Below are 22031 nucleotides of genomic sequence, written 5' to 3' on the forward strand. Positions count from 1 at the left end.
TCCGGTAATACAGCCTAAGTGTCCGTTCTATCAAGCTTCCGTAATACAGCCAAAGAGCATCCGTTCTATTAAGCCCCGGTAATACAAGCCAAAGGGCCAACGATTGTTGACCCTTAAGGAACCATAGCCCATATGGATACCGCTACGCCGCTTCCGATATTGACATACCGGTGCGGCGTCGTGCTCGGAAAGCAAATGCTGTCCCCTTCATTCAATACAATCTCCTGCTGATCCAGGATGATTTTCATTTCCCCTTGAATGACGAAGCCGCACTCCTCGCCCGAATGGCTGATCAGATCTTTTTCAATCATATCCCCCGGCTCAATCTCCACGAGCAAGTACTCGATTTTGCCGGGACGGTTCGGAGAAAGAATATGGTAGCGGACATTGGAGTCGGACAGCTCCATCAACCGCCGCCGGTCTTTGCGGACAACAATGTGCTCTTCTTCGATGCCTTGAAAAAAGTGATGGATCGGAACGTTCAGCGCGGTGCAAATTTTCCAAAACGTCCCTACCGTCGGATCGACGATCCCCCGTTCGATTTGGGACAGCAGACCGATGCTCAGTCCTGTTTTTTCCGCGAGCTCCTGAAGGGTGTAGTCTCGCTGTTTGCGCATTTCCCGCACGCGTTCACCGTTAAACATTCGCATTCACCTCAAGTAAATGGCATGCACAGCCCCAATCCTGTTCCTTTTCCGCAAAAAGAGGCGCCTTAAGACAAATGTTTTGACGCAAGGGGCACTTTTGGTAAAACACGCACGCCCCGCTGCCACCGTCCGCTGCCGGCTCGGCAAACCCGATACCTTGTGTCGTTTCTTCGTACACGCTCGGCAGGGAAGACAGCAGAATCCGCGTATACGGATGGTCGGGCTGCCGGAACAACTCCCCGGCGGGGCCGACCTCAACCAGCTTACCCTTATATAATACGGCAATCCGGTCACACATGTAGCGAATGACCGACATATTATGCGAAATAAATAAATACGTTAAATTCCGTTCTTTTTTAAGCTCTTTCAGCAGGTTGAGCACCTGTGCCTGCACGGAAACGTCAAGAGCCGAGGTCGGCTCATCGAGCACGATAAAAGACGGATCGGTAATTAACGCGCGCGCGATCGCGATCCGCTGCCGCTGCCCGCCACTGAACTCGTGCGGATAACGGTAAAGATGCTCTTCTTTTAGGCCCACCCGCTTGATGAGCGCATGAAGCTTCGCTTCCGCCCCCTTATCCTTCCGCTCCGCCGCCGGCAGCGCATGAAGCGGTTCTAAAATAATGTCTTTAACGGTCATGCGAGGATCAAGCGAAGACTGGGGATCTTGAAATACGATCTGAATTTGCCCGGGACGCGGACTATGGAACTTCCCTTTGTTCCATAATGATTCTCCAAGGTACGTAATGCTTCCTTCCGTCGGCATTTCCAGCCCGATCAGCATTTTGCCGATCGTGCTTTTCCCCGATCCGGATTCTCCGACAAGCCCGAACGCTTCCCCTTGGCGGATGGACATCGTCATTTCCTGAACTGCGTGAACGAGCTGTTTCCCTTTGCCGAACCGCTTGCCCACTTGCCGCATTTGAATTAAATCGTTCATTCGTTTCATTACCTCCCTACCCAGCAGGCTGCGCGATGTCCCGGCGTCCGCTGATCCAGCTCGGGTTTGCGTTCACTGCATATTTGGACGGCCTGTGGACAGCGGGATGCGAAGCAGCATCCAATGGGACGATTTCGCAAATCGGGCACGCTGCCTTCAATGGCCTGCAACGGCTCGTTCGGGTCGGCCAAATCGGGAAGGGCGTTAAGCAAAGCTTGCGTATACGGATGCTGCGGCGAGCGCAGTACGTCCAGCGTGCTTCCCGTCTCCACCACTTCTCCGGCATACATAATGGCAACCTTGCTGCACAGCTCGGCAACAACGCCGAGATCGTGCGTAATGAACAGAATCGACGTTCCGCGCTTCACCGACAGTTCCTTCATCAGCTTCAAAATTTCATATTGAATCGTCACATCGAGCGCCGTCGTTGATTCGTCCGCGATCAGCAGGTCAGGGGGGGCCGCCATCGCCAGCGCGATCACGACCCGCTGCCGCATGCCGCCGCTCAGCTCGAACGGATATTTCTCCGCGACCAGTTCGGGATCGTGGATCTGAACGTCCCGCAGCGCTTGTACCGCAAGACGTTTGGCTTCTTTGCCGGCTACGCCGCGATGTCTCTTCATGACCTCCGCCAGCTGCTTGCCGACGCGCATCGTCGGATGCAGGGCGGTCATCGGCTCCTGAAAAATCATGCCGATTTCTTTGCCGCGGATCGCCTGTATTTCTTTTTTGCTGAGCGCCAGCAGATTTTTGCCGGCATACCATATTTCACCGCTGGTCACTTCGGCATTTTTCTCCAGCAAACCGAGAATCGAAAGCGCCGTCACGGACTTGCCGGACCCGGACTCGCCGACAACGCCCAATATTTCGCCTTTTTGGATCGATAGATTGACGTGCTGCAATGCTTTCATCGTACCGCGCATGCCATGGAATTCCACCGATAAATTTTTGATATCGATCAGCATCCTTTTGTCCTCCCTAGCGGCTGGATTTCGGATCCAAAATATCCCGAATTCCGTCCCCGATCAGATTTAAAGCACCGGATGTCAAGAAAAGGGCCAAACCGGGAAAAGTAGGATACCACCAGTAATCGAGCAAATATTTCCAGCCCGTACTAATCATCGCGCCCCATTCCGGAGCGGGAGGCTGAGCGCCCAATCCAAGAAATCCGAGCGTCGCGACCATCAGAATCGCGTCCCCGATATCAAGCGTCACCTGGATAATAACCGGAGAGACGACATTCGGAATGATGTGGCGGGCAATGATGCGCCGCGGCTTGATGCCAAACGTCACGGCCGCTTTCACAAACAGCTTTTCCCGCAGGGCCAGCGTTTCTCCCCGCGCTAATCGGACATAAACGGGAATTTTGACGACAGCAATCGCAATCATCGCGTTTTGCAGGCTCGGGCCGAGCGCGGCGGCAAACGCCATCGCCAATATGAGCGTCGGGAAGGCGAGAATCATATCCATAATCCGCATTATCACTTGATCGACCTTGCCCCCGAAATAACCGGCAATCGTTCCGAGTACCGTGCCGATCAGCCCGGCGCAAACGACAATGACGATGCCGATACCGAGAGACAGGCGCGCCCCATATAAAATACGGGTGAAAATATCCCGTCCGACTTCGTCCGTTCCGAACCAATGGTTCCCCGACGGGCCTTGAAACCGCTCGATGACGTTGATCTTGTTCGGGTCGTGGGCGCTGATTAGCGGAGCCGCCAACGAAAGCAGAATCATGATCGCCAAAATCGCCAGCCCGATTATCGTCATCGGATTTTTCTTCAATTTGTACCAAAATGGATTGATTTCTTTTGCAGGCGGGAGAACCGTTTCGTTTATCTGAACTTGCATCGTTTGCCCTCCCTTACGCTTTAATTTGCGGATCCAGCACGTAATAAGCCAAATCGACGATAAGATTGATGAGCGCATAGCCGATTGAAATGATCAGGGTGAAGCCCATAATCGCCGGAAAATCGAGATAGGAAATGGAGTCGACGACATATTTGCCCATTCCCGGCCAGGCAAAAATCGTCTCCGTCACGACGGCCCCACCCAGCAGCGAGCCGAACGACAGCCCGACAACGGTGATGGTCGGAATGAGCGCGTTGCGCAGTGCGTAACGCAGCAGCAGAAACGGTCCGCTGATCCCGTTGGCCAGAGCCGTCCGGATATATTCCTGTCCGAGCACTTCCAGCATGCTTGCCCGCACCTGGCGGGTAATGATGGCGAGCTGGGCATAGGAAAGCGTTACGGCCGGGATGAACAGATGCCACAAGCTGTTTTTGAAAGCGGCCCAGTTGCCCGTCAGCAGACTGTCGAGCAGATACAAGCCCGTAATGCGCGCCGGCGGCGCAATGTCCATATCGAGCCGTCCGGTTGAAGGAAACCAACCTAAATAGCCGTAGAAAACAAGAATCATGACGAGTCCGCTCCAAAATACCGGTGTTGAAACGCCCGCGATCGAGAACACCCGCGCGCCATGATCCCAGCCGGTATCCTTCTTGACGGCGGACAGGACGCCAAGCGGTATCCCGACGATAAGCGCGAACAGAAAAGCGAGCAGGGCCAGTTCAATCGTTGCCGGAAAAAAGACGAACAAGTCTTGCGCAACCGGCTGCTGCGTACGAATGGAAATTCCGAGATCCCCCGCGAAAAGTCCTTTGACATAAGTGAAATATTGGACCCAGACCGGTTGATCCAGGCCCAATTGATGCCTCACTTGCTGCAGTGTTTGCTCACTCGCACGTTGGCCTACCAGCATTCTTGCGGGATCTCCCGGAATGATATGCGAGAGAAAAAAGATGATCAGCGTCACTCCGAAAGCTACGAAGAACAGCATGATAAGACGTTTGGCGATCATCTGCCCCATGAGAAAACACGCTCCTTCATCTATTTTGACATTTCCGCCACATTATAGATTCCTTCCAGCATCGGATTGTACAGGAATCCTTTCACCGCTTTGCTGACCGGCAGCAAATAATCTTTCTGGTACAGGAGAACATAAGGAGCTTCGTCGATTACGATATCCTGCGCCTGGCTGTAAAGCGTCTCCCGCTCCGCCTGATCGTTGACGGATGCCGCTTTGCGCACGAGTCCGTCCACTTGATCATTTTTGTAAAACGCGCGGTTTCCGGACAGTCCGAAGTTGCTGGAATCGAACCAGTAGTTCATGAACATGAACGGATCGGCGAAGTCCGGGCTCCAGACGCCGAGACACAAATCGAAATCGCCTTTGTCGATCATGTCGCGCTGCGTCGCGTAGGCGACTTTTTTCAAGTTCAATTTGATGCCGGCTTCGCCCAGGTAAGATTGAAGGGTGAGCGCTTCGGTCTCCCACCACGGCCATTTATCGGAATAAACGAGATCGAGCGTCAGGTTGCTTACGCCCGCTTCGGCGAGCAGCGACTTCGCTTTCGCGGTATCGAAGCTGTACTGCTTCGCGTTGTCGTTATGGCCCCACAGCCCTTGCGGAATCGGGCCGCGCATCTGGGTGGCGTATCCCTGCTGCACCGAGTCGGCAATCGCTTTGTAATCGACGGCGTAGCTGATCGCCTGCCGCACCTTCGGATCTTTAAGAGCGGGGTTCCCTTTGCTCGAATTAATATAGGCAATATCGACAAACAGGCTCGGCTGCTGCACGATTTGCACGTTCGGCAGCGCACTTACTCCGCCCAGCTGCTCGACCGGGATTCCTTCGGCGATGTCGATATCGCCTTTTTCCAGCTGCAAACGCTGCGCCGACGGATCGGCGATGATTTTGTAATAAACGGTCTTCAGCGCCGGCTTGACGGAAGCGTTCGGATTCAGCTCCAGCTTCAGATACTCGCCCTTCTTCCATTCCGTCAGCTGGTAAGCGCCGCTGCCCATCGTATGCTCGGCCAAATAGCTTTGACCCAAATCTCCGTTTACTTCATGCTCCTTTACTTTCGGGCTCACGATTCCGCCGTAGTTCGCAGCCAAAGTGGACAAGAACGGCGGGAAGTTATTTTTAAGCGTAAACACGACGGTTTTGGCATCCGGCGCTTTCACTTCCTGAATGACGCCGAACACATCGACCGGGCCTTTGGCGATTTTCAGGATGCGGTCGAACGTGAATTTCACCGCTTCGGCATCGACGGCCGTCCCGTCGGCAAACTTATGGCCCTCGTTAAGGGTAAAGGTCCACGTCTTTCCGTCCGGGCTCACCTTCCAATCCTTGGCCAGTCCCGGCTTCACTTCGGTTGTCGCTCCGTCGTACTCAACCAGCCGTTCATACGTCGGGTATGTTATTTTCCAGGCGGCATTGTCCATCGTAACCGCCGGATCGAGGGTGCCTTCGTCCGCGGTCATCGCTACGACCAGGCTGTCTTTGGCGCCGCTTGTAGTGCCGGCCGTATTGTCTGTCGTAGAAGGTGCTGCCTGGTTTGTCGCTCCCGATTGGGCGGATTTGCCGCTGCAAGCCGTCAAAGCCAGGATGAGGACGAGAATACAAATCAATTCAAAAACGCGAGATTTCATAGGTACCCTCCTAAATTGAATTCGCTATAGGTTCTATATAAAGTCGCAATATATTAAAAAGTTATTTAATATATTGAAACGCATTATAGAAAACAGCCTTTATTTGCGCACTCCTTTGTAGATGGCCTGTCCGCCGGTCAGCATCGCCCACCGCTGATTTCCGTAATCGTAGTGCCACCATTCCTCATCGTAGTTTTCGAATCCGGCATTCGCCATGACCTGTTTCAGGAGCCTTCGGTTCGTGCGAATCTTCAATTCGGTTTCGGTCAAGAGAGCCGCCCGCTCGTACCAATCGGTCCTGGCTTTAACCGTGAATTCATCAAATCCGGTTCCCATGTCGAGCCATCCTTCTGGATCGGCGATGGTCAGATCGACGGCTCCGCCGGTCATATGCGGCGATGGCATATCGACATTGTCCGAAGGATAAGCGACGAACTTCGCGAGCTCGCGGGCGACCTCGCTCTCGTTCATTCCCTTTCGCCGAAACGATTCCCGGATCGTTTCATACAGCGCGCGTTGAACTTCGCTCGGCCTCCAGCCGTCCAGCACGACAAAGCAACAGCCATCCGGAAGGTTCTCCGCCGCCAGCGCCAGCCTTTGCGCCGCCCCTGCCCGTAAGTAGCAATCATTTAGCGCTCCGGGAACATTGTGATGAAAATAATAAGGGAGTACTTTAATCCGGGGCGAAATGTCCGATAATGAAACTAAAGGCTCTCCGGTTTCTTGAATTGGAATGGATCGATAGAAGTGTTCGTTGTGGGATAGTTGGAGATTGGAATCCATAACTGCCTCCATAGGGTAAATTCTGCGAAGCTGTTCGTTAATGCCGTATATTATCTTCAATGTCATGAAATATGACATCGACTTTCACAATAGTAACCTATTTAATTATTTTAGTAAAGTAAAACTTTTTTTAGATTATTGAAAAATAAGAGCCGTCCGTAAATTGTAACGTTAGTAGAAGCCCGGCAATAGAAGCCCGGCACTTATTGCGCAGCGAACAACAAAAATTGCCGATAACCGCAGCATTTGCTTGCGCGATCGACCATTCGACGGCTTTAGCCGGTCTTTTGGCGTCATTTGTCTTTTTACAAAAACGCTCGCTTGCATTATGATGATAAGTGCTGCACTTCTAATTATTTTCGCTTAATTCCGATTGGAAGCGGGGGAACCGAACGCGGATCAGTCCGCAGGGGTGAATCCGGCAAGCCGATTGCGGCTTCCTGGTAGGGCGACTCTCTGGCCCGAATCCGTCAGCTAACCCCGTCAGCGAACAAAGGAGAGATAAACATGCAGGAACTGGAAAGCGTCCGTTCCGTACATGCGGAGCTAGGCCGCAAGATCGTAAAGCGGATTTTTTTATTTGGAAAATTGAAAGCGGGTACAGAGTTGTCCTCCACCTGAACTGCGGGCCTTCTTACTGTTGGAGCACGACCGATCTGCAGCTTCCCGACATCCCCGGCGATTGGTACGCATGGAGCGGCTGGTTCCGGCGTTTTCTCGGCAGGACCCAGACGGAAGCGCTGAGAGAGCTGGAGCAGAACGCCGAACTAAGGTCGGACCGGCGCAGCATGCTGCTGATTCAGGCCGTAGCGCCGAATGCCCGGCAGGAGAAGCTGTTTCCGGCGACATTCTTTTGGACCGAAACGTCGCTTTACGAAGATTGCGACATTCACATCCGGCTGACGTAACAAAGAAAATTATGTGCAAAAGAGCGCTTCGGGGGCCGCGTGCCGCCAAGCGCTCTTATTGTCGTTCAAGGCTTCTCCAGCCCCCGCCGTTCTTTGAACCGCTGCAGGCAGCCGGCGCAAAAGCACGCCCTTCCTCTTTGATCATCCGGTATTTGCGCGAAAAACTCCTTAGGAAAATTCGCCTTCACGCACCAGCAATTGGTTCCGTCTCCGCCCTGCGCCACACTGCACGCATTGCCGCCACCGCAGAGCGGGCAGCGCATCGCTGCATCGTCGGCAGCTGTGCCGTTTGCAGCCATGTACACACCCCCTCGTTATCGGAGCATCGTGCCCATGCGCAGCGCAGATTCCATAATTTGCGGTGCGCACTGCCGCATAATGTCCATCGTAAACCTTCCCGCAGGTCCGGATACCGCCAGCGCGCCCGCCAGCTTGCCCGCATGATTGAAGATCGGGGCGGATACGGCCGCCGCGCCTTGCTCCCGCTCTTCCGTAGAGGTTGCGTAGCCGATGCGGCGGATCTCTTCGAGCTGCTCCCGGAAGCGCTGCGGATCGATGACGCCGGAGGCGTCCGCTTCCCGCATCAACATGTCCTGTTCGAGAGGGTCCGCGTAAGCGATCAGCACTTTGCCCGAAGCGCCGACATAGAGCGGCAGCCGCACCCCGACGGGCGCCACCCGGCGCACCGCCTGATTGCTCTGCACCGCCTGGATGCGGATCCGCTCCTTCCCGTCGCGTACATAGAGGCTGACCGTCTCGCCGAGCGCATCCCGCAGCCGCTCCATCTCCGGCAGCCAGATGACCGCCGGATCGTCGGACTGCGACAAATTGGCGGCCAGCTCCCACACCCGCATCCCAAGATGGTAACGGTCGCTTGCCCGGTCCCGTTCGACAAAGCCTTTCGCCTCGAGCGTCGACAGCATCCGGTGCACGGTGCTCTTATGAAGCTCCGTGCGCTCGGCAATTTCCGTCATCGCCAAATTGCTGTCCGACGTAAAACAAAGTAAAATATCAAGCGCTCGCTCCACCGCGCGAACGTTCAATTTTCCATCCTGCACGCTGCGTTCCTCCTTAAGCTGCCGCCGCTTTTCCGCCCGTTGCCCCGCTTCTCTCTTCTACCCCTTTGTTTCATAGAGTGAAACACTGTTACACCTAGTATACGTGAATCTTTAGTTTGCGTAAAGGCGACGACCTTATTTTACAATTCGATTACAACGGGTTACATTATCTCGACATCAATTGACAGCCCGTACATACCGGACATACGATAAAGGTACAAAGCACGATTTATTCCTTTCATCGACAAGGGGGACTCGACTCGCCATGAGCACCACGATGACAACACCGATGCCGCTTGAAGGATCTTTTTCCCCGGACTTGCTCCCGCTTCCGGCCCCTGCGCAACTGCCTGAAGGTCCGGCCCCCGCTACCACCCGTAATTTTACCCGTCATAAGCATGCGTTCGTCGCTTTAATGTCGGCGTTAATGGCGCTTGTAGTATTGACCGTTGTCGCTTTTCACGGCTATATCGCTTGGATGGTCGCTTATCCTTATGTTGCGCCTCTTACTTCTAATCCGAAGCTGGCCAAAAATCTCGATTATACCGATGTGACGTTTCCGAGCATGAGCGGCCGCACGACGGTAGGCGGCTGGTACATCCCCGCTTCCAAAGCCGGCAGCGGCACGAAGCAATCGGAACGAACGATTGTCTTCAGCCACGGTTACGGGGCGAACCGCGAAGAAACGTGGGTGCCGATGTACGATTTGGCCAATCTGCTTCATAAGCTCCATTATAATGTGCTGATGTTCGATTACGGCTACGCCTCAGCGAAATATAAAGCGCCGGCGACGGGAGGATACGAAGAATCCCAGCAGCTGCTCGCCGCCGTGAAGTACGCCCGCGACCACGGGTCCAAAGAAGTCGTCGTTTGGGGCTTCTCGATGGGAGCCGGAACCGCGCTGCAGGCGGCGCTGCAAACGAACCAAATCGATGCGCTGGTTCTTGACAGCCTGTTTCTGCCGAGCCCGGACTCGCTGTTTGAGAATGTGAGGCAAATCATCGATTTGCCGCGTTTTCCGTCCCTTCCGATGATTGAGAAATTGCTGCCGCTCTGGACCGGGGTCGATTTCAACAAAATTCCCGCTTCTTCCGTACAGAGCACGTCTTATGATATTCCGATTTTTATTATGCACGGCACGAAGGACGCCAAAGCTTCCTATGCGACCGCCGAGGCGATCGCAAGCAAGCAGACCAATCCCCTCTCCCGGGAATGGATCGTAAACGGCGGCAGCCATGAGCTGCTGTTCCGGGAGCATCCGAAAGAATATATTCAGCGAGCCGCCCTGTTTCTGAGCCAGGTCAACCAGTCGCTCGACGCGGACAATTCGTAATCTAAACCGGCAGCGTTCGCAAATTAGAGGATAACTTGACACGGCACTGCGCTGCATGGCAGCGGTTGATTGCTGAAGATGAAGCACGGCATAAGCCGATCTTCCCCCGAATATAGTGGTAATGGTGTATTCGGACGCGAAGGGAGGCCTTTGTCGTGCTTTTTGTTTATGGTTCCCGGATGCCGCTGAGGCTGTTGGAAGAAATAAGAGAGTGGAAAACGCAGGAAAAAGAACATATGGACGTCATCCAAAAGGCCGTTCCCCGCTTGGAGCCGGCCTATTTGGCGCTGCTGCGCTCATGGAGAACGGTGTTCGAGAAAACGGAGCAGCGTGCAGGCGCTTGGCTCGAAGCCGCCGTCGCTGCGCAGGCTAGGAATGCCGCCCCAACTTTCGGCGATCTGCGAAGCGGAACGGATGCGCTGCTGCAGGCGGCGGCCCTCCAGTCGCAGACGTTCGCCTTGCAGCTGATGCAGATCGTGGGCGGCAGCGCCGTTTTAAAGGCGGATGGGGCAGCGCGCTCGGTCGTGCTGCATGCGCTGCGGGAATCAACGTATTACTTGGGCAAGATGGAAGCGATCGAGCATGCCCGGAATCAAGGCGTGGATCCGCACACGGATCCGGCAGCGGAAAAGGGCGGTATACCTACCGCCGGATTGCCTGGAATCGGAGACGGCAGCGGCATTTTGGCTTATGAGCATAATTTGGACCTGATAGGCGTGGAAGAGCGCGAATCCCGCAAACCGGTGCCGATCGGCGGGCATACGCTCCCTCCGCTGCCCTACCCTTACAACGCGCTGGAGCCGTATATCGACGAGGCCACGATGAGGATTCATCACGATAAGCACCATCAAAGCTATGTCGACGGACTGAATAAAGCGGAAAAAGAACTGCAGCAGGCGCGACAGAGCGGCGACTTTTCGCTTGTTCGCCACTGGGAGTGCGAGCTTGCCTTCAACGGAGCGGGGCATTATTTGCACACGTTGTTCTGGAACGTCATGTCACCTCAAGGCGGCGGCCGGCCGGTAGATGAGCTTGCCGATGAAATCGACCGCAGCTTCGGCAGCTACGAGGCGTTCAAGAAGCAGTTCAGCGAAGCGGCTGCCAAGGTACAGGGGGGCGGCTGGAGCATTCTCGTCTGGAGCCCGCGCAGTCAAAGGCTGGAAGTGCTGACCGCAGAGAAGCATCAAAACCTGTCCCAATGGGACATCGTCCCGGTTCTTCCGCTTGACGTATGGGAACACGCTTATTACCTCAAGCACCAAAATAAAAGGGCCGACTACATCAAAGACTGGTGGAACGTCGTCAACTGGCCGTATGTAAATGAACGGTTTCACAAGGCGAAGACGCTCGTATGGGATTGAATGACCCTATTTCGCCCATTAGTTTCGAATACTTGCTGTCCTATTCCTCCGCTATTATCAGGGGGCGGACAGTGGTTTATAATGGGCGAAGAGGAGGTGCGTGATCATGATGGACAAGCCGGCTGTCGAAACATACGGGGAACCGTTCCATTCGGACGACCGGTCTGTGACGCTGACGACGCCAAGCGAGTTCAGTTATACCGAAACTCTCATGTATCTCTCGCGGTCGGCCGCCGAATGTCTGCATTACGTTGAAGGCCGCAGCGTTTATAAGCTGCTTGAAATGGAACGGGAGCCGGTGCTTATTGAAATTAGCGAACAGGACTCCTCTTCCATTCGAATCCGATTTGCGGACAGAGCGCCCCTAAGCCGGGCGGCATGCGGTCAAGCTGCGAATTATGTACGGGAGTGGTTCGATCTGCACACCGATCTGGCCCCATTCTACCGGATGGCGAAAGACGATCCGCTGCTCGGAAGGCTCGCCTCCGATTATGTTGGCCTGCGCATTATCGGCGTTCCCGACTTGTTCGAGGCGCTCATCTGGGCGGTGCTTGGACAGCAGGTCAACCTGAGCTTCGCTTATACGCTAAAAAAGCGTTTCGTGCAAACGTTCGGCAGATACACCCAGTGGAACGGACGGCAATACTGGCTGTTTCCGAAACCAAGCGACATCGCCGCCCTCGCGGTCGACGAGCTGAAGAAGCTGCAGTTTACGGGCAAGAAAGCCGAGTACATCATCGGAATCGCCCGGCTCATGGAAACCGGTGCGCTCTCCAAGGATGGGCTGATGGCATCCGGAGATTTCAGAGCTGCCGAGCGGCGGCTGCTTGAGATCCGCGGCATCGGGCCGTGGACGGCGCATTACGTGCTGATGCGCTGCTTGCGCGATCCTTCGGCGTTTCCGATCGGCGATGCAGGTCTGCAAAACGCGCTGAAGCAGCTGCTTCAGCTGCCGCAAAAGCCGCCGGCGGACGAAATCCGCCGGCTCTTCGTGCCATGGCGGAGCTGGGAGGCCTACGCCGTCTTCTATTTATGGCGAAGCCTGGTATAATCGTCAGCGAGATTCGGCGAGCCCCACCAGCTCTTGCGCCGTTCTTTCAAGCGCATTGCAGGACTGAAATTCCTTGGACAACCGCTGCACGTTTTCCTTATAGGACGAGGTGTGCAGCACTTCTCTTACCGCACGCAGCACCTGGTCCTTCGTCGGACGTCCCGTTTTCAGATTGATGCCCACCCCCGCCCACTCCACCCGCGCGCATACTTCCGGTTTATCCTCGGATTTTCCGGCCGCAACGAGCGGGACGGCAGAATGAATCGCCATTTGAACGCCGCCGTACCCGGCATTGGTAACCATCACATCCACATGGGGGAGCAGCTCGTGATGAGGAATGAATTTCTCCAATCTTACATTGTTCGGAAGCGGTATATCGACCATCTCGAGCGGTTTGCCTCCGGTCGTCGCAACGACCAACATATCTTCGGATGCGAGCGCTTCAATCGTCGGGATCAGCAATTGATGAAAGTCGGCGTTGGCAATCGTCCCCTGTGTCACATGCACGACCGGACGATGCTCCTTCATCTCCTCCCACCAGATTGGAGGGGTGAAGTCCTGCGGTTTCGCCGGCAAATAAGGGCCAACGAAAGTGACGTTCTGCGGCAGATCGCTGCGCGGGTATTCGAAGGAGGGGCAGGTGCCCTGAATAAACAAATCGCTGAGCGCCGCCGGCGCATCCAAATAAAAGCACGGCAGCTTCGGAGCCCCCAATCGAGTCAGCAGCGCGTTCACGTGCTTCTGTACGTCCGCAAACACCATATTTTGCACAAAACCATTCAGCAAGCGGTTCCGGATCCGGCCCAGCGGCGTAGCGCTCGGCTGCAGCCCAAATCCGAATGGAGCGGCGTCCCTGCTGCTGAGCGTCAAGGGCAGGATGCCGTATACGGCGCTTTTGGGCGCTCTGCCCCTCAGCTTCATCGGCATCATGCCGGCAAAAGCCGAATCCATCACGACCGCATCGGCGGGATATTCCTCCAGAATGCGACCCAGATCCGCGTCGAACCCGACCATTTCGTCAAAAAAGATATGCTTCATATCAAACTTAAGCTGGTTTAGCCCATTCAGCTTGCCTCTTCCCGGAAACGCCTCATTCAAATCGCCGTCGTCATAATCCTTGGCCGCCTGCACCTTCGTAAAACGGGCGCCGGTTGCTTCGATTTTACCCTGGTACTTCGAGGTGCTGTACCAGAGAACCTCGTGTCCCATTTCCACCAGCCTGCGGGCAATCGGCAGTCCCGGACTGATATGACCGTGAATCGGTACAACCGTGAACAAAAATTTCGCCATTCGAATCGCTCCCATCCCATCAGGGTCAGCTCATATTTAACTTCAGCCTTGCAATTCCTTCACTGCAGGGACAAAAAATGCCGTCAAGAAACATCTCCTGACGGCATTCATGCTGCGATATTTTGCCATGCTTCAAGCTTAATCGAGAATAACGCTTTTGTGCGGAATTTTCAGAAATTCGAACATCGTTCGGATTTGCTCTTCCGTGTTGCGCCCGAGTGAGAGCTCCGGCAGCTTATCCTCTTCGAAAAACGCGACCGCGCTCGTTTCCACCCCGCCGGCCGCTTGTCCGCCGACGATTTCGCACTCAATAAATAGCTTGTAAATATGAAAAGGGTCCGGCGGATGACCGTGAAATTTCTTGTCCAATACCGCGAGCAGCCTGACCGGCGCGACATCGAATCCGGCCTCTTCCTTGATTTCTTTCACCGCGACTTCGGACGGCGAATAGCCGATATCGGCCCAGCCGCCCGGCAGCGACCAGGCGCCGTCCAGCTTCTCGCGAACGAGCAGCACTCTATCGTCCTTGAAGACGACGCCGCGAATATCGACCTTCGGGGTGGCATAGCCTTCATCGCTTGCAAACGCAAGCTTGATTTCGTCCTTGCCGACGAGCATGTAATTGGCCAGCATATCGATGCTGATTTCCCTTAGCGCCTCGTACCGTTCAATATCGTACACGTCTTTGGCGTAGGTCAGACCCGTTTGCGCAATCGCTTGAATCTGTTTCGCCCATTCCAAACCTTTTATTTCCATTCAACCGCCCTCTTTTCGGACAAATGATGAAATCGGACACGCGCTTGAATGTATTCGCTTATTTTCCATTCCATTCCTGTCTCCAAACAATATCGAATTTAAATTTAATTCATATTGGAGATGTATGCTTCACGGGTAAAATAAAAATTAGCGGATATGCCAGAGGTATGCCGTAGGAGAGATGATTAAGATTGAAGACGGATCAGCCTCGGGAAAGACATGCAGCTTCGAACGTCGGTCGCAGCCGGCATCTCTTTCCCGCCTGATCGCTTTGGTGGTTGTTTTTACTTGGTGCTTAGCCGATAAACTCTCGCTTCATACGGTCGTAACGACATTTTTCGGACGCTGCTTGCGGGATCGGTCTCATAATTGGCCAGCAACAGCTCCGAGAAGGAATATTTAATGTCTTTCGGCAGGCTAAATACAGTCTCTACCGCAAACAGATTGGTAATAACAAGCAGCTTCTCATCACCGAGCGTCCTTGTATAAGCATAAATATGCTTATGGTTCGGCAGGATGAGATCATAGGTCCCGTAGACGGCGCTCAAATATTCTTTCCGCAGCCGGATCATCGTTCGATAATAATGGTAAATGGATCGGGAGTCTAGGACAGCCCGCTTGACATTGATTTCCTTATAATTCGGATTCACCTTTAACCAAGGCGTGCCGGAAGTAAATCCGGCTTGATCGGTGTCATCCCACTGCATCGGCGTTCGCGAATTGTCGCGGCCGTTCTTCCAGATGATCGGCATAATTTCATCATGCGTTTTTCCGTTTTCCGTTTCAATCTGGTACAGATTTTTGATCGCCACATCGTTGTAATCGTCAATCGACGGAAATTGCACGTTGGTCATCCCGATTTCTTGCCCTTGATAAATAAAAGGCGTTCCCTCCATGAAAAAATACATGGTCGCCAGCGCTTTTGCGGACGGGTCCCAATAGGTCCCGTCATCGCCCCACGTGGAGACGGAGCGCGGCTGGTCATGATTTTCGAGAAACAGCGCATTCCATCCGAAGCCTTCAAGACCTTTCTGCCATCTGGTGAGCGTTTTCCGGAGCGCTTGGATATCCAAACCGCCGCCCACGCTTGTACTCCAAAGCCCTAAATGCTCAAATTGGAAAATCATATTGAATTTCCCTTGCTGCTCCCCTACCCATAATTCCGCATCCTGGACGCTTACCCCGTTCGCTTCGCCGACCGTCATAATGTCATAGTTATCAAACGTTTCCCGCTTTAACTCATCCAGAAAATCTTGAATGCCTTCGCGGTTCATATGCCCCTCGAACGAGGGTACATAGAGCAGCTCCTGCGGATTCGGCAAGTCCGGGAAACCCGGCACTTTCTTGATATGGGAAATCGCGTCGACCCGAAAACCGTCGATTCCTTTATCAAGCCACCAGTTGACCATCCCATACAGATCTTGACGCACATTTGGATTTTCCCAATTTAAGTCCGGCTGTTTTCTCGAGAAAATATGCATAAAATATTGACCGGTCAGCTCATCGAATTCCCAGGCCGGGCCGCCGAATATACTCTCCCAGTTGTTTGGCTCCGCCCCGTTTTTCGGATCGGCCCAAATGTAATAGTCGCGTTTCGGATTGCTTTTACTCGAGCGCGATTCGATGAACCAAGGATGCTCGTCGGACGTATGGTTGATGACCAAATCCAGAATGAGCTTCATTCCCCGTTCATGAACGTCGCTCAGAAGCCGGTCAAAATCGTCCATCGTTCCGAACTCGTGCATAATGTCCTGATAATCGGAAATGTCGTATCCGTTATCATCGTTCGGCGATTTGAAAATCGGACAAATCCAAATGACGTCAATCCCCAAGTCTTGCAAATAATCAAGCTTGGAAAGGATACCTTGAATATCGCCAATGCCGTCCCCGTTGCTGTCCATAAAACTCCGAGGATAAATTTGATAGGCTACCGCTTCTTTCCACCATTTTCTTTCCACTGCTTCTGCCCCCACGTCTCGTATGTCGATTTTTGAACTAGCTGCTCCTTTATTTAAGCAGAACGGCTTTAAGTTGTGCAACAGTTCAATTTATGGGAGCGTATACTTTCGATTAAGTTAAGGGAGTGAAAACTGCATTACAATAGAAATTCGTATTGCCGTTTACCGTGCAATATACGCCTGATCTGAACTACATCCCCCACGACCACATAAAACACGAGGTAACTTTGCACCACGAGCACACGGTACCCTTTGGCCCGAAGAACAGGATTTTTCATCAACGGATACCGAAATGGCAACTCCGCAAGTGATGCCACATGCTCCACGATTTCATCGTACAACTTGTTATAGCATAATTATGAGTAAATTATGTGCCATATTGTGAGCGAATGTTTAGTTTCTGCATACAAAATAGGCTCACTCCAACTGCAAACAAGTGGAATAAGCCTTTACAGTAACGCTCGATCACCCAATCGGTGTTCCATCAGGCAGTTTGAAATCAGGTTTTAACAGGACTACATCCCCCTTTTCGGGTATTCCTCCAAGAACTAATACCTCTGAGTCAAACCCGGCTATACGACGCGGAGGAAAATTGACTACCCCTATTACTTGCTGCCCTATAATATCTTCAGCCGTATATCTTTTTGTAATTTGTGCACTAGACGTTTTTATTCCGATTTCTTGTCCAAAATCAATCTCAAGTTTGATAGCAGGTACTTTCGCCTTTGCGAAAAACTCAGCTTTAATAATTGTTCCAACACGAATATCCAGTTTCAAAAAATCATCAATCGTTGCCATTTTAACATTCACCTCATCTATTGTCTTTTCTTAAAATTACACACGAATCAATTTGAATTATAATTAGCAACTGAATCGTTTAAGGATTGTGACCAAAAATACATACCCATGCCCAGTAATGTCATCAATCCACCTATGAATTGAAAGATAGAGATTGTTTCTCCCAAGAATAAATAAGCGAGAATTATTGCTAAAACAGGCTCTCCAATAATACCTACAGAAACCGTAGTTGCGCCTATAGATTTTAACAACAGATTAAAAATATATTGCCCAAAAATAGTTGGGATTACCGCGAGTAAAACGAAATATGTCCAATCCGAAGCGTCATATTCGATCAAAATGATATTATTTAACAAACTGTAGACTAGCATGACGCTCCCACCTAGAAAAAAACAATAACACTGTATAAATTCGCGTCTATTTTGTGGCTTACTTTTTGACCTGCCAGCATATATGCTGAAACCAAGATGGTTCCTAATAAGGATAATCCATCTCCCATTAACGCCTCCCGCGAAACCCCGATGTCTCCCCAAGCTATAATTACTGAACCTAAAAGAGCAGCAATCAAACAAAGAATTGTTAATACGTTGGTTCGTTCTCTAAACATAAAGTATGAACCAATCATTACAAATAACGGTTGTAAAGATAAGATGACCATGGAGCTCGCAACTGAGGTATAGACTAAAGATTCCATCCAACATAAGAAGTATAACCCGAGAAATAGACCGGCTAAAAAAACGGTACTCCAATCTTTTTTGTTCATCTCTGAGGATCGGAGAGTTTTCCAAGGTACAAAAGGAAGCATAATGATTACGGATATATACAATCTGTACATCCCAGCCACAGAGGTTGGAGTATCTGAGGATTTTATCATGATGGAAGAGATCGAAACAGACAGTATGCTGATGAAAAGCAAAATATACGGATGAAACGGTAACGACGATTGATTTATTTTCACATGTACGCCTCCAAAATGTCTTATCCAATCGTCTGTGCACAGGATTGTAATGATAAGCCGAAGATCTGATATAATAATATCACCACTTTTATTTTATTTGTGTAACTATATCTTTAATTTATATAGAAATATCGTCATAAGAAAGGACTTCGCTAAAATGGAAAAACAATTGCACGAGACCATTTTATATCCCGATGTTTCATTTCCATACATCATGTACACCCATACTATTCATAAAAGTATTCCTGAAGGTAGAGGATTTAACGATTTACATTGGCATGAAGAACTACAAATCACTTTGGTTACAAAAGGAAAACTAGTTATACAAGTTAATGGGATTAATCATGAATTAGAAACAGGTCAGGCCATTTTAATTAATAAGGGCATCCTTCATGTTACTACGAACCTGACACATAACGGCCAATATATCAGTTTTAATTTTCCTGAGAAGCTGCTGGCCTTCTACGGTGATAGTGCCATGGAAAAAAATTATGTACTGCCTTATACAAACTCTTCCTTAGTGTCACTAGTAATCAAGGGAGATGTTGAATGGGAAAGTCAAGTACTCGAAATGCTTTGGGATATGAAAAAGAAATTTGATATGAAAAAAAACTGGGGGTGGGAATATGAGGTTTCGATCAAAACGGTACAAGTATGGTTTACCTTAATTTCTAACATTTCACTCTCTTCTGAGGAAGCACCTAAATACTTAAAGCTGCAACAAGAAAGACTTCAATTAATGCTCAGCTTCATCCATCAGAACTACTCCAATCATATAACACTTCAAGAGATTGCTGATGTAGCGCATCTAAGTGTTTCGGAATGCACTCGGAGTTTTAAGAGAACCATTCATATGACACCTTACGACTACTTAATTAAGTACCGTATCAAGAAAAGCAGCGAGTTATTAAGCTCAACAGATTATCCAATAACCGAAATAGCCCACAGAGTGGGTTTCAATCATGTAAATCACTTCATTCAGTCTTTTAAAAAATATCATGAAAGAACACCTAAAGATTTCCGGAAAATTAGAAATGAAATCAATGAGTAAGGAATTAACCCGGCATACACTAGTTTACTCTTATCAACCCGCTCAATTGCAACTTTCTGGAAAATGAGGCGTCTAACATAAAAAAGGCTTGTCTATAAGGAGGCTGTACAACGTGGCTATCGTTGCAAAAACCGTCAAGCGGCGGATCGGAACCGCCCTTGCCGCGCTGGTCATCGCCGGATCGGTTCCGCTTGGCGTATCAGCGTTCGACCCCACAGCTTTCGGGGCTTCTGCATTCGCCGCTTCTGCGGCCGGGGCCGCCTCCTTGGGCGGGGACAGCGGGCGCGTCGTGCTCGATCCCGGCTTCGGTTACAGGAGCATTTGGGAGCCGCTCGCGAAGCGGCTGTACGGCGGCAGTCCGGTAACAGCTTACTTGCCGACCCGTTTGCCAGACTCGGACTGGCATTATTACGGCCTGAAGAGTCGGCTCCGGATGGACGGCTACGAAGTGTACGGCTACAAGAGCGACCGTCCCCCTTCAGCGCAAAGCAGCCTGCCGTCCGCTTCAGCCGCAGAAACCGATGCCGATTTCGATTCCGGTGCATTCTTGTTCAAAATATCCGTAGGGAATATATCGGCCGAAAGCGTCAGCGATATCGGAAGCAACTTTACGTCCAGCAGAAGCACCATTCTTTTATACGAAAAAGACCGATGGAAGTTCGAGGCGGACAAGGCCGCGGCTATGGACGACTCAGAGAAGAAGCAGCTCGAGGACGCTTTCGTTCGAGCCGCCCGGTTTAGCGTCCCTTTTGCCGATGCTAAAGGCTTCGTCCGTGTGACGGGTTCAGGCACCGGCCGAACGTATACCGCCTATTGGACGTTTGACGGAAAAACAGGCTACACGTTCGAGAGCCGATCATCGCTTGAAGATTTTATATCCGTGCTGTACAGCTTCAGGCCGGTTATTAACCTGCTCGACGCCGCCGACGTGGTGCTGCTTCCGCTCGAAACCCGGCTCGATCTGCAGGTCGGCCGAAACGAAGCGTTCGAGCCGCGTGAGAACAAGTTCATTACGCTCAGCCGCAAGCCCGCCATCATCGGCGGTTCGGTTTATTTGCCGCTCAAAGATATTGTTCAGGTGATTCAGGGGCACATTCAATATGTTCCGCAGGAGCATGCGGTTTACTTGTCCGAGAACGGCTATTATAACGAGCTGAAGCTGAATCTCCAAACCGGCGGGGTATACCGGAAAGGAACGAAAATCGGGACGGTTCCGGTCCGCACGGTGGATGGAACGACTCTTGTTCCGCTGCGCTTTTTAACGGAGCAGTTCGGACTGAAGCTGGATTATAACCCGATTTCCAAGACCGTCTCCATTCACTATAACAGCTGGTTCACGAACAGCCGCGCTTTGGAACAAGCGGATAAAGCCGACTATTCCGTAACGGTGCTCAGCACCGCCGGTCCGTCTTTCCTCTATGAGAACAGCCGGCTCGGTTCCGAAAATGGCTGGTCATATATACAAAACAAACCGCCGCAAGGCTACAATACGCTAAAATATACCGTTTACGTTGTCCGGATTCCGCTGCTGCCCGGCGACAATGAATTTGTGTACCGTGACGCTTTAAGCAGGCGAGTCATTAATTCCATCCCGTTTAAGGCCAATTTGTCCGATGCGGACATTCCGTTCCGCTACAGCGGCTATCCCGCATTCGACGGACTGGATTTGAATCTCAAGCTGATTTCAAGCGACGGCAAGGCTTGGCCGGCCGGCTATGCGGAGACGAGCTCTTACGCGGATATTATAGGAATAATGGAACCGGAAACCTTCAAATATACTTCCCTGCGGATAACGTACCGCAAAGTTGGCGGTACGGAAACCAAACCGTTATCGTTCCCGGTCGCGAAAGACGGCAGCTTCTCGTTTCGCTTCAAGCCTGAGGACGACCCCGGCACCTATACCTATATCGTCACGCTGTATAATCCGCCGCGTACCATCGTAAAAGCCGACCGCGCGGCAATCGTGTCGTTTTACGTAACCGTGAAGTAGTTTCATAGAATCCGGTAATGATAAGATTTCCCCGTCGTTCAACAGGATCGAAACGGTCCGCAAAATAAAGGAGACAACCCCTAACCGGTATGCTATATTTGGAAACAGAATTCTATTTATCCATATCCTAGGGGGAACGAAACCGGTGTTAAAAGCTATGAAATCCGCGCGGGCGCTTTATCTCTGCCTGGCGCTGATGCTGCTGATGCTGGCAGGCTCCTATTCTGTTTATGCTGCCCAAGCCGCCGCCAAAACGGCAACGTATACGGTGACGCATATCGAAGCGGAGCTCGTATCCAACGATCATGTCGGCAACGAGTGGGAAACGGAAGCGGAAGTGAACGGCAAGCCGCTTGGCGCCGGCGACAAAATAACGCTGAAGCTCAAATCTTCCGATAAGATCAAGCTTGAGGTCACAGCCGGCGAAATGGACAAAATCCCGGATATCGGGACGGCAGCCAAATCGGTCGCCGTAAGCGGCATCTCCTCCTCGAAGACCGTGACGATCACCGCCACCGTAACCGAAAACCGCGGCCGGTACTCCGGCAATACGGCGGTTTGGAAGTTTGTTTTTCGCATTCAGAAAGGCTGATTGCCTGTACAAAAAAACCGTTCCTCCCGCCGGAAAGCCTGCGCTTTCGCGGTGAGA

At 51.8% G+C, this 22031-nt stretch carries 22 protein-coding genes and 1 riboswitch; of the genes, 6 read left to right on the forward strand and 16 right to left on the reverse strand.

All coding sequences use genetic code 11. The features are described 5' to 3' along the window. Positions 1 to 113 precede the first annotated feature (113 nt). The 9 genes from VN24_RS07195 to VN24_RS07235 all read right to left on the reverse strand — a co-directional run bounded on the left by VN24_RS07195 (position 114) and on the right by VN24_RS07235 (position 8836). The gene (locus VN24_RS07195; RefSeq protein WP_045669835.1) at positions 114 to 644 is read right to left on the reverse strand and encodes a helix-turn-helix domain-containing protein; all 531 of its coding nucleotides are present in this window, start codon (positions 642 to 644) and stop codon (positions 114 to 116) included. Further along, positions 637 to 1587, reverse strand: coding sequence for an oligopeptide/dipeptide ABC transporter ATP-binding protein (locus VN24_RS07200; RefSeq protein WP_045669836.1), 951 nt, complete (start codon positions 1585 to 1587; stop codon positions 637 to 639). Before VN24_RS07200 ends, VN24_RS07195 begins: the two co-directional genes overlap by 8 nt. 8 nt (positions 1588 to 1595) lie before the next feature. Continuing rightward, positions 1596 to 2552, reverse strand: a complete 957-nt coding sequence (locus tag VN24_RS07205) for an ABC transporter ATP-binding protein (RefSeq protein ID WP_045669837.1) — start codon at positions 2550 to 2552, stop codon at positions 1596 to 1598. Between the two features lie 13 nt (positions 2553 to 2565). After that, a complete protein-coding gene (locus VN24_RS07210) occupies positions 2566 to 3441 on the reverse strand; it encodes an ABC transporter permease (protein WP_045669838.1) in 876 nt (291 codons plus the stop codon). 13 nt (positions 3442 to 3454) lie between these two features. Further along, positions 3455 to 4459 (reverse strand): ABC transporter permease, encoded by a 1005-nt coding sequence (locus VN24_RS07215; RefSeq protein WP_045669839.1) that lies wholly within the window; start codon positions 4457 to 4459, stop codon positions 3455 to 3457. A gap of 20 nt (positions 4460 to 4479) precedes the next feature. Further along, positions 4480 to 6087 (reverse strand): ABC transporter substrate-binding protein, encoded by a 1608-nt coding sequence (locus VN24_RS07220; RefSeq protein WP_045669840.1) that lies wholly within the window; start codon positions 6085 to 6087, stop codon positions 4480 to 4482. 99 nt (positions 6088 to 6186) lie between these two features. Next, positions 6187 to 6870 carry a M15 family metallopeptidase gene (locus VN24_RS07225; RefSeq protein WP_082083654.1) on the reverse strand — a complete coding sequence of 228 codons (684 nt, stop codon included), beginning with the start codon at positions 6868 to 6870 and terminating at the stop codon, positions 6187 to 6189. A 350-nt stretch (positions 6871 to 7220) separates the two neighbouring features. Further along, positions 7221 to 7374, forward strand: a riboswitch (cyclic di-AMP (ydaO/yuaA leader). A gap of 469 nt (positions 7375 to 7843) precedes the next feature. Then, the gene (locus VN24_RS07230) at positions 7844 to 8077 is read right to left on the reverse strand and encodes a cysteine-rich CWC family protein (RefSeq protein ID WP_045669841.1); all 234 of its coding nucleotides are present in this window, start codon (positions 8075 to 8077) and stop codon (positions 7844 to 7846) included. A 15-nt stretch (positions 8078 to 8092) separates the two neighbouring features. Next, complete coding sequence (locus VN24_RS07235) at positions 8093 to 8836, reverse strand: IclR family transcriptional regulator (protein WP_045669842.1); 744 nt, start codon at positions 8834 to 8836, stop codon at positions 8093 to 8095. 265 nt (positions 8837 to 9101) lie between these two features. On the opposite strand from VN24_RS07235, the gene VN24_RS07240 reads away from it, so the two are divergent. The 3 genes from VN24_RS07240 to VN24_RS07250 all read left to right on the forward strand — a co-directional run bounded on the left by VN24_RS07240 (position 9102) and on the right by VN24_RS07250 (position 12581). Next, positions 9102 to 10169, forward strand: coding sequence for an alpha/beta hydrolase (locus VN24_RS07240; protein ID WP_082083655.1), 1068 nt, complete (start codon positions 9102 to 9104; stop codon positions 10167 to 10169). A 155-nt stretch (positions 10170 to 10324) separates the two neighbouring features. Further along, positions 10325 to 11530: a Fe-Mn family superoxide dismutase gene (locus VN24_RS07245; RefSeq protein ID WP_045669843.1), complete on the forward strand. Its 1206-nt coding sequence runs from the start codon at positions 10325 to 10327 to the stop codon at positions 11528 to 11530. A 106-nt stretch (positions 11531 to 11636) separates the two neighbouring features. After that, positions 11637 to 12581, forward strand: a complete 945-nt coding sequence (locus VN24_RS07250; protein ID WP_238590854.1) for a DNA-3-methyladenine glycosylase family protein — start codon at positions 11637 to 11639, stop codon at positions 12579 to 12581. Between the two features lie 3 nt (positions 12582 to 12584). Here the strand turns inward: VN24_RS07250 and VN24_RS07255 are convergent, their stop codons facing one another. The 7 genes from VN24_RS07255 to VN24_RS28095 all read right to left on the reverse strand — a co-directional run bounded on the left by VN24_RS07255 (position 12585) and on the right by VN24_RS28095 (position 18341). After that, a complete protein-coding gene (locus tag VN24_RS07255) occupies positions 12585 to 13871 on the reverse strand; it encodes a glycosyltransferase (RefSeq protein ID WP_045669844.1) in 1287 nt (428 codons plus the stop codon). Positions 13872 to 14009: 138 nt separating this feature from the next. Further along, positions 14010 to 14627, reverse strand: a complete 618-nt coding sequence (locus VN24_RS07260; protein ID WP_045669845.1) for an NUDIX hydrolase — start codon at positions 14625 to 14627, stop codon at positions 14010 to 14012. 284 nt (positions 14628 to 14911) lie between these two features. Next, positions 14912 to 16585, reverse strand: a complete 1674-nt coding sequence (locus tag VN24_RS07265) for a glycoside hydrolase family 13 protein (RefSeq protein ID WP_045669846.1) — start codon at positions 16583 to 16585, stop codon at positions 14912 to 14914. Positions 16586 to 16722: 137 nt separating this feature from the next. Continuing rightward, on the reverse strand, positions 16723 to 16926 hold the full coding sequence (locus tag VN24_RS28690; RefSeq protein ID WP_082083657.1) for a type II toxin-antitoxin system RelE/ParE family toxin: 204 nt from the start codon (positions 16924 to 16926) through the stop codon (positions 16723 to 16725). Between the two features lie 124 nt (positions 16927 to 17050). Beyond that, positions 17051 to 17383, reverse strand: a complete 333-nt coding sequence (gene csaA / locus VN24_RS07270) for a chaperone CsaA (RefSeq protein WP_045669847.1) — start codon at positions 17381 to 17383, stop codon at positions 17051 to 17053. A 47-nt stretch (positions 17384 to 17430) separates the two neighbouring features. After that, positions 17431 to 17754: a DMT family transporter gene (locus VN24_RS28090; RefSeq protein WP_238590855.1), complete on the reverse strand. Its 324-nt coding sequence runs from the start codon at positions 17752 to 17754 to the stop codon at positions 17431 to 17433. A gap of 11 nt (positions 17755 to 17765) precedes the next feature. After that, complete coding sequence (locus tag VN24_RS28095; protein ID WP_238590856.1) at positions 17766 to 18341, reverse strand: DMT family transporter; 576 nt, start codon at positions 18339 to 18341, stop codon at positions 17766 to 17768. A 157-nt stretch (positions 18342 to 18498) separates the two neighbouring features. Between VN24_RS28095 and VN24_RS07280 the strand changes: the two genes are divergently transcribed. The 3 genes from VN24_RS07280 (at position 18499) to VN24_RS07290 (ending at position 21974) form a co-directional block, all read left to right on the forward strand. Next, a complete protein-coding gene (locus tag VN24_RS07280; RefSeq protein WP_045669848.1) occupies positions 18499 to 19392 on the forward strand; it encodes an AraC family transcriptional regulator in 894 nt (297 codons plus the stop codon). A gap of 112 nt (positions 19393 to 19504) precedes the next feature. Continuing rightward, complete coding sequence (locus VN24_RS07285) at positions 19505 to 21382, forward strand: copper amine oxidase N-terminal domain-containing protein (protein ID WP_045669849.1); 1878 nt, start codon at positions 19505 to 19507, stop codon at positions 21380 to 21382. Positions 21383 to 21527: 145 nt separating this feature from the next. Then, positions 21528 to 21974 carry a hypothetical protein gene (locus tag VN24_RS07290; RefSeq protein ID WP_238590857.1) on the forward strand — a complete coding sequence of 149 codons (447 nt, stop codon included), beginning with the start codon at positions 21528 to 21530 and terminating at the stop codon, positions 21972 to 21974. The last annotated feature ends 57 nt before the right edge of the window (positions 21975 to 22031 follow it).

The organism is Paenibacillus beijingensis, assembly GCF_000961095.1.
Taxonomy (GTDB): Bacteria; Bacillota; Bacilli; order Paenibacillales; family Paenibacillaceae; genus Paenibacillus_O; species Paenibacillus_O beijingensis.